9 protein-coding genes are annotated in these 11,355 nt (G+C 56.6%); 4 read left to right on the top strand and 5 right to left on the bottom strand.

The features are described from left to right. The first annotated feature begins 20 nt into the window (after window positions 1-20). From GNG29_RS08810 to GNG29_RS08800, 3 genes are all read left to right on the top strand, one after another. Window positions 21-1,094 (top strand): acyltransferase family protein, encoded by a 1,074-nt coding sequence (locus GNG29_RS08810; protein WP_156654290.1) that lies wholly within the window; start codon window positions 21-23, stop codon window positions 1,092-1,094. Window positions 1,095-1,214: 120 nt separating this feature from the next. Beyond that, window positions 1,215-4,661 carry a transcription-repair coupling factor gene (mfd, locus tag GNG29_RS08805; protein ID WP_156654289.1) on the top strand — a complete coding sequence of 1,149 codons (3,447 nt, stop codon included), beginning with the start codon at window positions 1,215-1,217 and terminating at the stop codon, window positions 4,659-4,661. Window positions 4,662-4,813: 152 nt separating this feature from the next. Next, on the top strand, window positions 4,814-5,770 hold the full coding sequence (locus tag GNG29_RS08800) for a L,D-transpeptidase family protein (protein WP_139156332.1): 957 nt from the start codon (window positions 4,814-4,816) through the stop codon (window positions 5,768-5,770). Between the two features lie 77 nt (window positions 5,771-5,847). Here GNG29_RS08800 and bhsA read toward each other — a convergent pair whose 3' ends face one another. After that, on the bottom strand, window positions 5,848-6,105 hold the full coding sequence (bhsA, locus tag GNG29_RS08795) for a multiple stress resistance protein BhsA (protein ID WP_103179112.1): 258 nt from the start codon (window positions 6,103-6,105) through the stop codon (window positions 5,848-5,850). 242 nt (window positions 6,106-6,347) lie between these two features. On the opposite strand from bhsA, the gene GNG29_RS08790 reads away from it, so the two are divergent. Continuing rightward, entirely contained in the window at window positions 6,348-6,983 is a 636-nt protein-coding gene (locus GNG29_RS08790; RefSeq protein ID WP_156654288.1) for a TetR/AcrR family transcriptional regulator, read from the top strand. Window positions 6,984-7,472: 489 nt separating this feature from the next. Here the strand turns inward: GNG29_RS08790 and GNG29_RS08785 are convergent, their stop codons facing one another. The 4 genes from GNG29_RS08785 to nagZ form a co-directional block, all read right to left on the bottom strand. Next, the gene (locus tag GNG29_RS08785) at window positions 7,473-8,012 is read right to left on the bottom strand and encodes a glycine zipper 2TM domain-containing protein (RefSeq protein WP_103179110.1); all 540 of its coding nucleotides are present in this window, start codon (window positions 8,010-8,012) and stop codon (window positions 7,473-7,475) included. 195 nt (window positions 8,013-8,207) lie between these two features. Continuing rightward, on the bottom strand, window positions 8,208-9,512 hold the full coding sequence (locus tag GNG29_RS08780; protein ID WP_103179109.1) for an NAD(P)/FAD-dependent oxidoreductase: 1,305 nt from the start codon (window positions 9,510-9,512) through the stop codon (window positions 8,208-8,210). Window positions 9,513-9,745: 233 nt separating this feature from the next. After that, complete coding sequence (ycfP, locus tag GNG29_RS08775; RefSeq protein WP_103179108.1) at window positions 9,746-10,288, bottom strand: alpha/beta hydrolase YcfP; 543 nt, start codon at window positions 10,286-10,288, stop codon at window positions 9,746-9,748. A gap of 34 nt (window positions 10,289-10,322) precedes the next feature. After that, window positions 10,323-11,348, bottom strand: coding sequence for a beta-N-acetylhexosaminidase (nagZ, locus tag GNG29_RS08770; protein ID WP_156654287.1), 1,026 nt, complete (start codon window positions 11,346-11,348; stop codon window positions 10,323-10,325). Between the last annotated feature and the right edge of the window lie 7 nt (window positions 11,349-11,355).

The raw sequence follows: 11,355 nt of genomic DNA, 5'->3' as shown, positions 1-11,355 counted from the left end.
ATAACAGGACCCGGAACGCGATGAAACAAAAAGCACTATGGATTAACCAGATAAAAGGACTCTGCATCTGCCTGGTGGTGATTTACCACTCGGTGATCACCTTTTATCCCCATCTCGAGGCGCTGCATGCTCCCCTTTCGGTGCTGCTCGCCAAATGTTGGGTAACGTTCAATCTCTATCTCGCCCCCTTCCGTATGCCGGTGTTCTTCTTTATTTCGGGGTATCTGGTCCGGCGCTACATTGACGAGGTCGACTGGAAAACCTGCCTGGACAAACGGCTCTGGAGCATTATCTGGGTGCTGGCGCTGTGGGGAGTATTACAGTGGCAGGCGTTGACCCATCTCAATGCGTGGCTGGCGCCGGAGCGGGATCTCAATACCGCGTCGAACGCCGCCTATGCCGACTCGCTGACCGGTTTTATCACCGGCATGCTCACTGCCAGCACCAGCCTGTGGTATCTCTACGCTCTGGTGGTCTATTTTACGCTCTGCAAGCTGCTGAGCCGCTGGCGGACGCCGCTGGTCGCGCTGCTGGCGCTCGCCAGCATCGCCATCAACTTTATGCCGCTGCCGTGGTGGGGGATGAACAGCGTGGTGCGCAATATGATCTATTACAGCCTCGGGGCCTGGTACGGCGTGCAGCTGATGGCGTGGATGCAGAGCCGGGTGTGGCGCCGTGACGCGCTGGCGGTAGCGGCGTTCGGGGCGGTCTCCGTCGTGCTGTGGTTCGTCGGGGTTCCCCTGCCGCTGTCGCTGCTGTCGATCCTGCTGATTATGGCCCTGTTCTACCGCCTGGAGCAGCGCTTCGCCGTGGGCCCTGACAATGTGCTGAACGTGGTTGGCTCCAATACCATTGCGATTTACACCACCCACCGCATTCTGATCGAAGGGGTCAGCCTGTTAATGATCCACCAGTTGAATGGCGGTACCTGGCCGGTGTGGGCAGAGCTGACGCTGGTGCTCTTCTACCCGTTTGCCAGCCTGCTGATCTGCACCCTGGTGGGGCTGGGGGCGCGTAACCTCTCCCGCGCGCTGGCCGGTGATATTTTCTTTACCCCACCCGCCCGGCTGACGCTGGTTCAGGCGACACGCTAGCGCGCCTGTGAGAGGGGGGCTTTGCGCTGCGTGCGGTTACGGTTTGCTAATGTAAAACGATCAAGGATAATAAAGACATTGTGTATCAGTGATATGCCCATACGAGATCCTGACAAAGCCATGCCTGAACAAAATCGTTTTTCCCTGCCCGTCAAAGCGGGCGACCAACGCCAGTTAGGTGAACTGACCGGGGCAGCCTGCGCCACGCTGGTGGCGGAAATTGCAGAGCGTCATCAGGGCCCGGTGGTACTGGTCGCGCCGGACATGCAAAACGCCCTGCGTCTGCATGATGAGATCCGCCAGTTCACCGATCAGCTGGTCACCAGCCTTGCCGACTGGGAGACGCTGCCTTACGACAGCTTCTCGCCGCACCAGGAGATCATCTCCTCGCGCCTCTCCACGCTGTATCAACTGCCCTCCATGCAGCGCGGCGTGCTGATTGTGCCGGTCAATACCCTGATGCAGCGCGTCTGTCCGCACAGCTATCTGCACGGCCACGCGCTGGTGATGAAAAAAGGCCAGCGCCTCTCGAGGGATGGCCTGCGCGTGCAGCTCGACAGCGCGGGCTATCGCCATGTCGATCAGGTCATGGAGCACGGGGAGTACGCCACCCGCGGCGCGCTGCTCGACCTCTACCCTATGGGCAGTGAACAACCTTATCGTCTGGACTTTTTCGACGACGAAATCGACAGCCTGCGCCTGTTTGATGCCGATACCCAGCGCACGCTGGAGGAAGTGGAGGCCATCAACCTGCTGCCGGCCCACGAATTCCCGACCGACAAAACCGCTATTGAGCTCTTCCGCAGCCAGTGGCGCGATAAGTTTGACGTCAAGCGCGACGCCGAACATATCTACCAGCAGGTGAGCAAAGGCACCCTGCCGTCAGGGATCGAATACTGGCAGCCGCTGTTCTTCAGCGAGCCGCTGCCTGCCCTGTTCAGCTATTTCCCGGCCAATACGCTGGTGCTCAACACCGGCGATCTGGAGACCAGCGCCAGCCGTTTCGAGAGTGAAACTCGCGCCCGCTTTGAAAACCGGGGGGTTGATCCGATGCGCCCGCTGCTGGAGCCCGAGCTGCTGTGGCTGCGCACCGATGAGCTGTTCAGCGAGCTGAAACGCTGGCCGCGCATGCAGCTCAAAACCGACAGCCTGCCGGAGAAAGCTGCCAATACCAACCTGGCCTACCAGCCGCTGCCGGACCTCGCGGTGCAGGCGCAGAACAAATCGCCGCTGGATAACCTGCGTAAGTTCCTCGAATCCTTTACCGGTCCGGTGATCTTCTCTGTGGAAAGCGAAGGGCGCCGTGAGGCGCTGGGCGAGCTGCTTGGCCGCATTAAGGTCGCACCGAAGCGGATCCTGCGCCTGGACGACGCCAGCGGCAACGGACGCTACCTGATGATCGGCGCCGCCGAACATGGGTTTATTGATACGCTCAATAATCTGGCGCTGATCTGCGAAAGCGATCTGCTGGGTGAGCGCGTGGCGCGCCGCCGTCAGGACAGCCGCCGTACCATCAACCCGGACACGCTGATCCGCAACCTGGCGGAGCTGCATCCCGGCCAGCCGATTGTCCATCTGGAGCATGGCGTAGGCCGTTACGCCGGGATGACCACCCTGGAAGCGGGCGGCATCAAGGGTGAATACCTGATGCTCCTGTACGCCAACGACGCCAAACTCTATGTGCCGGTGTCGTCCCTGCACCTGATCAGTCGCTACGCGGGCGGTGCGGAAGAGAATGCCCCGCTGCACAAGCTCGGCGGCGATGCGTGGGCGCGGGCGCGGCAAAAAGCGGCGGAGAAAGTGCGCGACGTAGCCGCGGAGCTGCTGGATATCTACGCCCAGCGCGCGGCGAAGGCGGGCTACGCCTTCAAGCATGATAAAGAGCAGTATCAGCTCTTCTGCGACAGCTTCCCGTTTGAAACCACCCCGGATCAGGCCCAGGCAATTAACGCCGTGCTGAGCGACATGTGTCAGCCGCTGGCGATGGATCGTCTGGTCTGCGGCGATGTGGGCTTCGGTAAAACCGAAGTGGCGATGCGCGCCACCTTCCTGGCGGTGGAGAATAACAAGCAGGTGGCGGTGCTGGTGCCCACCACCCTGCTGGCACAGCAGCACTACGATAACTTCCGCGACCGCTTTGCCAACTGGCCGGTGCGCATCGAGATGATGTCGCGTTTTCGCAGCGCCAAAGAGCAGGCGCAGATCCTGGAGCAGGCAAGCGAGGGCAAGATCGACATTCTGATCGGTACCCATAAACTGCTGCAGAGCGACGTGAAGTGGAAAGATCTGGGGCTCTTGATTGTCGACGAAGAGCACCGCTTCGGCGTGCGCCACAAGGAGCGCATCAAAGCGATGCGCGCCGATGTCGATATCCTGACCCTCACCGCCACGCCGATCCCGCGCACGTTAAATATGGCGATGAGCGGCATGCGCGATCTGTCGATTATCGCCACGCCGCCTGCCCGCCGTCTGGCGGTGAAAACCTTTGTCCGTGAGTACGATAACCTGGTGGTGCGCGAGGCGATCCTGCGTGAAGTGCTGCGCGGCGGCCAGGTTTATTATCTCTACAACGATGTCGAGAATATCCAGAAAGCGGCGGACCGTCTGGCGGAGCTGGTGCCGGAAGCGCGGATTGCCATCGGCCACGGGCAGATGCGCGAGCGCGAGCTGGAACGGGTGATGAACGATTTCCATCACCAGCGCTTTAACGTGCTGGTTTGCACCACCATCATCGAAACCGGTATCGATATTCCTACCGCCAATACCATCATTATTGAGCGAGCGGATCACTTCGGCCTGGCCCAGCTCCACCAGCTGCGTGGCCGTGTCGGACGTTCGCACCATCAGGCCTATGCCTGGCTGATGACCCCACACCCGAAAGCGATGACCCCCGATGCGCAGAAGCGTCTCGAAGCCATCGCCTCGCTGGAAGATCTGGGCGCCGGTTTTGCGCTGGCCACTCACGACCTGGAGATCCGCGGCGCGGGCGAACTGCTTGGGGAAGATCAGAGCGGCTCGATGGAAACCATCGGTTTCTCGCTCTACATGGAGCTGCTGGAAAACGCCGTCGATGCCCTGAAGGCGGGACGCGAGCCGTCGCTGGAAGATCTCACCAGCCAGCAAACGGAAGTGGAACTGCGGATGCCGTCCCTGCTGCCGGATGATTTTATCCCGGACGTTAACACCCGCCTGTCGTTCTACAAACGCATCGCCAGCGCCAAAGACGAAGCCAGTCTGGAAGAGATAAAAGTGGAGCTGATTGACCGCTTTGGCCTGCTGCCGGATGCAGCGCGTAACCTGCTGGATATCGCCCGTTTACGCCAGCAGGCGCAGAAGCTCGGGATCCGCAAGCTGGAGGGGAATGAAAAAGGCGGCATGATTGAGTTTGCCGAGAAGAACCACGTCGATCCGATGTGGCTGATCGGCCTGCTGCAAAAACAGCCCCAGCACTTCCGTCTCGATGGACCGACGCGCCTGAAATTCACCCAGGATCTGGCGGAGCGCAAAACCCGCATGGACTGGGTACGTAACTTTATGCGTCAGCTTGAAGAGAATGCCGTAGCCTGACCCTGTGCCGGGCTACCATCGGGTTGCCCGGCATGATTTTCCCTGCGCAATTTACAACTCTTTGCAATCCCCCTGGATTTCCCGACACACTCATTCGCCATAATTATCATTTAACGTTCAGATAATAATAATCTTTATTGCTATGGATTCTGGTGATGATAAAAACGTCGCGTTTTACCCGTTGGATATCGGTGGTTGCGCTCCTCGCGACCGTAGCGCTTGCCCTGCCCGCCCAGGCGAATACCTGGCCCCTGCCCCCGGCGGGTAGTCGGCTGGTGGGCGAAAATCGTTTTCATGTGGTGGAAAACGATGGTGGTTCGCTGGAGGCGATTGCCAAAAAATATAACGTCGGTTTCCTGGCGCTGCTGCAGGCTAACCCGGGCGTCGATCCCTACGTCCCCCGTGCAGGCAGTGTTCTGACCATCCCGCTTCAGACCCTCCTCCCCGATGCCCCGCGGGAAGGGATTGTGATCAACCTGGCTGAACTGCGGCTCTACTATTATCCGCCGGGTAAAAACGAGGTCACGGTTTACCCCATCGGTATTGGTCAGCTGGGGGGCGATACCCTGACGCCAACTATGGTCACCACGGTGTCGGACAAACGCGCCAATCCGACCTGGACCCCAACCGCCAACATCCGCGCCCGCTATAAAGCCCAGGGTATCGATCTGCCAGCGGTGGTCCCCGCCGGACCGGATAACCCGATGGGTCATCACGCCATTCGCCTGGCTGCCTACGGTGGGGTCTATCTGCTGCACGGCACTAACGCCGATTTTGGCATCGGCATGCGCGTCAGCTCCGGCTGTATTCGCCTGCGGGACAATGACATCGAGACGTTGTTCCGTGTGGTCCAGCCCGGTACCAAAGTGAATATCATGAACACGCCGATTAAGGTGTCAGAAGAGCCTGGCGGCGTGCGCCTGGTGGAGGTACATCAGCCGCTGTCGAAAGCGCTGAATGACGATCCCCAGACCCTACCGATTGTCCTGAATGCTGCGCAGCAGGGCTTTAAAGCCAGCGCTGACGAGGTCGTTATGGAGCGCGCCATGGAAGCGCGTTCGGGTATGCCGGTAGATGTGACGCCTCACCCCGCTACCCAGGCGCTGTAGCCTTAACAGATAAAAAAACGCTCTGCACAGGCAGAGCGTTTTTTTTCGCAGTGGCATTAATGAGGGTTAAGCCATGCTTATTTGTAGATCACTGCAGTACCGTGCAGGGTGTTCGGGCCGGTTACAGAAGTAATACGGAAAGATTTCGCCCCCATTTCATCCGCTTTTTGCGCTAACTGGCTTTCAAGAGAGCTCAGGTTAGTCCCGGCGTTCGCAGAGATGGTGCCCACCTTTTGTTGATCGGCAGGGGTAGACTGAACTTCAACCGCAGCGAAGCTGGCAAATGAGAGTGAGCTGAGTACTGCAGCGGCGATGATTGTTTTTACGTTTTTCATGATAAGGACCTTTTGCAAGTGAACGGGATGTCGTAAGCATTAACTTAACGATCGATAAAAAAATGATAGATGTGATCTACATCACACGTCAATTTATTTTTATAACGATCATTAAAATAATTTTAAAAGCGTTTAAATTCATATTGATATGATGAATAAATTTTTATTCATGCGGCGCTGGCTGCGGAAAGGGATTATTTTTATAATGGTCGTTCAACAATCCAACAGAGGTACAACGGCTCATGACAACCGATGACACGCGTTGCGAAAAGAAAAGCCGTGGCCGACCAAAAGTGTTCGACAGGGAAGCGGCGCTGGACAAGGCCATGACGCTGTTCTGGCAGCATGGGTATGAAGCCACATCACTGGCTGACCTGGTTGCCGCGACGGGGGCGAAAGCGCCTACGCTGTATGCAGAATTTACCAATAAAGAGGGGCTGTTCCGGGCGGTGCTGGATCGCTATATCAGCCGTTTTGCCGCCCGCCATGAAGCGCAGCTGTTTTGCGAGGAGAAGCCCGTTGAACGGGCGCTGGAAGACTATTTCACCGCGGTGGCGACCTGCTTTACCAGCAAAGAGACCCCTGCGGGCTGTTTTATGATTAACACGTCGGCCACGCTTGCAGCCTCTTCTGAAGAGATTGCCCATACGGTTAAATCTCGCCATGCCATGCAGGAAGAGACGCTGTGCCAGTTTTTACAGCAGCGTCAGCAGCGCGGTGAGATCCCGGCGCAGTGCGATCCGAAGAAACTTGCCCAATATCTGAGCTGCATTTTGCAGGGTATGTCCATCAGTGCCCGCGAAGGGGCCAGCCTGGAAAAACTGCTGACTGTCACCCAGATAACCCTGCGGTTATGGCCTGAACTGCTGAAAGTCTGATTTTCAGGGCGCTCTGCCGCCCTGCTCCCCCTTTTCTCGCCGCAGCTTCCGCTATACTTCGTAGAAAGATAGTTAAAAACTATCACCACGGCTTCACCGCTTGCTATGCTTAACCAGTGATTATTGATGTACTAATGATTAGTTGCATTAGTTATGGTGAAGGCGTTCTGGCTATTCACATTCAGAAGGAGAATATAATGGTTTTGCTGTTACCTTTTTTTAAGGTGTTAATAGGCATTACATTGTTATTCGGTCTCTGGGTTTTATGTGGTGGGTCAGTTTTATTTGCTTTTCTTTCCGTCCTGATAACGGGATTTATGTTACTGCGCCAGTATAATGAATTCGACCTTTGACCCCGACACCCAGCAGCATCTCCAGGAAAGACCTTACTTCTGGCGCAAGTCGCCCCGCTGTTAAGGTCTTTTTTATGCGCAAAAAAAGCTCCCCAGCCTGAGCGAATGGGGAGCTAAATGCAGAGAACAGATTTTTTTATGCTTTGTTATTCAGTACCAGCTGACCGTCGCCATTAAGGGGGATCTGCGTGCCGGGATCTTTATCCATACGGATCTTGCCCTGCTGATCGCCAATTTTGTAGGTTACATCGTAGCCGAGCATTTTTTCTGACTTGTCATAGACCGTCTTACAGCGCTGCTCGGTGGTGGTGTAGGTATCACGCTCCTGCAGGGCACCCTGCGCCTGGTTCCCCGCGTAACCGCCACCCAGTGCGCCCACGACCGTCGCGACATCTTTACCCCGTCCGCCGCCAAACTGATGACCAATCACCCCACCGGCCACCGCACCCAGTACAGAACCGGCAATGCGGTTTTCATCCTGTACAGGACGGCGATGCGTTACGGTCACATTGCGGCACTCCTGACGCGGTGTTTTCACCGTCTCTTTAATAGGCGTAGCCGAAACCACCTGCGCATATTGTGGGCCACGATCAAAAACATTAAGACTGGCAACTGCCGCCACACCTAATGCGGCGACCACGCCAATCCCTATACCTGCCACCATGGATTTATTCATGTGACGTTCTCCTTTGTATTGCTATTGGTAACAATTCTGCGACTAAAGGTGTGTGCAGGCAAATCAGAGAAAGGATTAAAAATGTGGGAACAAGCGCAAAATGAGCCGGTTTAGGAGGACTCTTAACCCTGTGAGGGCGATTTACAGAACGATATGCTGAAAAAGCCCCTTCGCGAGAGCGAAGGGGCAAAGGCATTAGTGCAGCTTCAGTCGCGGTCGGATGACGCGGTTGATGCTACCTACCAGCATCATCAGCCCGGTTTTGAAATAGCCGTGCAGCGCAATCTGGTGCATACGGTACAGCGAAATGTAGACGAAGCGGGCAATACGTCCTTCTACCATCATCGAACCGCGCATCAGGTTACCCATCAGGCTACCGACGGTGGAGAAGTTCGAGAGCGACACCAGTGAACCATGATCTTTATAGACATAGTTCTTCAGAGGCTTGCCCTTCGCCTGCGCCAGAATATTGTGCAGCGCCAGGCTGGCCATCTGGTGTGCGGCCTGGGCGCGCGGTGGCACGAACCCACCTTCCGGACGGGCACAGGAGGCGCAGTCGCCAATGGCAAAGATATCCGGGTCGCGGGTGGTTTGCAGCGTCGGCTCCACCACCAGCTGGTTAATGCGGTTGGTCTCCAGTCCGCCGATCTCTTTCATGAAATCAGGGGCTTTAATGCCTGCCGCCCAGACCATCAGATCGGCTTTGATATGTTCGCCATCTTTGGTGTTCAGACCCTGTTCATCGGCACTGGTGACCATCGTCTGAGTCAGAACACGCACGCCCAGTTTGGTCAGCTCGTTGTGCGCCGCGCCGGAGATACGCGGCGGCAGCGCAGGCAGAATACGTTCGCCCGCTTCCACCAGCGTCACGTTCAGCGCGTCGTTGGTTAAGCCTTTGTAGCCATAGCTGTGCAGCTGTTTCACCGCGTTGTGCAGCTCCGCAGAGAGCTCAACGCCCGTCGCGCCACCGCCGACGATAGCGATATTCACCTTGCCGCTTGCGCCGAGGTTATTGGAATACTTCAGGAACAGGTTCAGCATCTCCTGATGGAAACGACGCGCCTGGTGCGGGTTGTCGAGGAAGATGCAGTTCTCTTTCACGCCCGGCGTGTTAAAGTCGTTGGAGGTACTGCCCAGCGCCATCACCAGGGTGTCGTACGCCAGCTTGCGCTCCGGCACCAGCAGCTCGCCCTTCTCATCGCGCAGCTCTGCCAGGGTAATGGTTTTGCTTTCACGGTTGATATCCATCACCGAGCCCAGCTGGAACTGGAAACCGTGGTTGCGTGCATGCGCCAGATAGCTCAGGGCGTCAACGCCCTCATCCAGAGAACCGGTCGCCACTTCATGCAGCAGCGGTTTCCACAGGTGGCTGTGGTTGCGATCGACAAGCGTAACTTTGGCTTTTTTACCGCGTCCGAGCTTCTTACCCAGCTGCGTAGCCAGTTCCAGACCGCCAGCACCACCACCCACAATCACTATCTTTTTCAATGGCGTAGTCAACGTGACCCCCTAAATTATTAACCAATTGTTAACTAAAAGTTATGAAAATAACCTTTAATTAACAACAGGTTACATCGCTGAAACCGTTCAATGGACATGAGAATAACATGTTCGGTGCATTGGTCATACCAAAATTGATATGCATCAAGTTTTGCCGCTTAAAATTCACCCAAGCTTAGCAAAAAGAAAGCCCGGCTCACCTGCGTGGCCGGGCTTAGTTGAAAAAATGAGCCTTATCCTAAAGTCTTGAACGCTTTGATCCGCTGCAGATGAGGGGCGATATTTTTGAACTTGTGGGTCTGCTCTTCATCCCAGACAATTTCGTAGTAGTGGTGCAGCAGCTCCGCGGCTCGCGGGCTGTTCAGCGCCTCATCGTTGCGGGAGAGGATCACCAGGCAGCGATCGCGATTTTTCTCACGGAAATTGCTCACGCACTTGGTGGCAATATCAACATACTCTTCCGGCCTGTCGATTTTGCCTTCCATGTTCTCGTTCGGGAACAGGTTAGGATTGAACACCACCTGGCGAATATCACATAAGAACCCAATGCGCTCCGCCCAGTAGCCTCCCAGACCGACACCACAGATCAACGGGCGCTCGTCAACGTTCAGCTGCAGCATCTTGTCCACTTCTTTCAGCAGATGCTGCATATCATGTTTCGGATGGCGCGTACTGTAGCTAATCAGCCGCACATCCGGATCGATAAACTGCAGTTGCAGGACCTTCTCGTGATTCCCGGGACTGTTCGAATCAAAACCGTGCAAATAGATGATCATCGTATCCTCGTCACACTACGCTTGTCAGGAGGGATCATTGCCCCGCTTTATGCGCTTCCCAGCCCTCATGAAGCGCTTCAAGTTGAGCATTGACGGCTTTCCAGCGTGCTGAATCCCGCAGTTCCTGACGGCTAAAAGAACCTTTATGATACAATTGTGTAACACGTTCAGCCTTGATCGGCGACAGGTTATCTAACACGCTTACTGCGCCTTTACGATTATTGCAGACCAGGATCATATCGCAACCTGCATCCAGCGATGCCTGACCGCGTTCAGCGTAGCTCCCCATGATCGCCGCCCCTTCCATCGACAGATCGTCGGAAAAAATCACGCCATTAAAACCGAGTTCCTGGCGCAGGACGGTTTTTAGCCAGTGCGGCGAGCCGCTGGCCGGACGCGGATCGACGTCGGCATAGATCACGTGCGCGGGCATGATGGCATCAAGCTTATTGTCGCTGATAAGCGATTTAAAAATCGACATATCCCTGGCGCGGATCTCCGCCTGTGGCCGTGGGTCACGCGGGGTTTCTTTGTGGGAATCTGCCGTAACGGCGCCATGACCCGGAAAGTGTTTCCCCGTGGTTTTCATCCCGGCTTCGTGCATGCCGTCGATAAAGCGGGTCGCCATTTGCAGCGCCTTCTGCGGTTCGTCATGGTATGCACGCTCACCGATGGCGGCGCTGATATGGCCGACGTCCAGCACCGGGGCAAAGCTGATATCAATATCCATGGCAATCATCTCGCTTGCCATCAGCCAGCCCGCCTCCTGCGCCAGCTTGCCCCCCTCTTCCAGCCCAAGCAGCGCGGCAAACGACTGGGCAGCGGGCAGACGGGTAAAGCCGTCGCGGAATCGCTGCACGCGGCCTCCCTCCTGATCCACCGCCACCACCAGCCGGTGACGGGAGGCCTCCCGGATCTGGCGAACCAGCTCGCGCAGCTGCGCCGGATCGTGATAATTACGCGTAAACAGGATCAAGCCGCCTACCAGCGGGTGCGCCAGAATTTCGCGCTCCTCCGCATCCAGCTCATAACCTTCAACATCCAACATGACCGGACCCACACGAACC

Source organism: Leclercia sp. Colony189, assembly GCF_009740165.1.
GTDB lineage: Bacteria > Pseudomonadota > Gammaproteobacteria > Enterobacterales > Enterobacteriaceae > Enterobacter.
Note: the sequence above shows the minus strand (reverse complement) of the source record. Positions and strands in the feature narration are given on the sequence as shown.

What these genes read in the sequence shown, in the direction of transcription:
- GNG29_RS08810 (WP_156654290.1), top strand. Translation starts at nt 21, where the DNA reads ATGAAACAAAAAGCACTATGGATTAACCAGATAAAAGGACTCTGCATC.
- mfd (WP_156654289.1), top strand. Translation starts at nt 1,215, where the DNA reads ATGCCTGAACAAAATCGTTTTTCCCTGCCCGTCAAAGCGGGCGACCAA.
- bhsA (WP_103179112.1), bottom strand. Translation starts at nt 6,105, where the DNA reads ATGAAAAACGTAAAAACAATCATCGCCGCTGCAGTACTCAGCTCACTC.
- GNG29_RS08790 (WP_156654288.1), top strand. Translation starts at nt 6,348, where the DNA reads ATGACAACCGATGACACGCGTTGCGAAAAGAAAAGCCGTGGCCGACCA.
- GNG29_RS08785 (WP_103179110.1), bottom strand. Translation starts at nt 8,012, where the DNA reads ATGAATAAATCCATGGTGGCAGGTATAGGGATTGGCGTGGTCGCCGCA.
- ycfP (WP_103179108.1), bottom strand. Translation starts at nt 10,288, where the DNA reads ATGATCATCTATTTGCACGGTTTTGATTCGAACAGTCCCGGGAATCAC.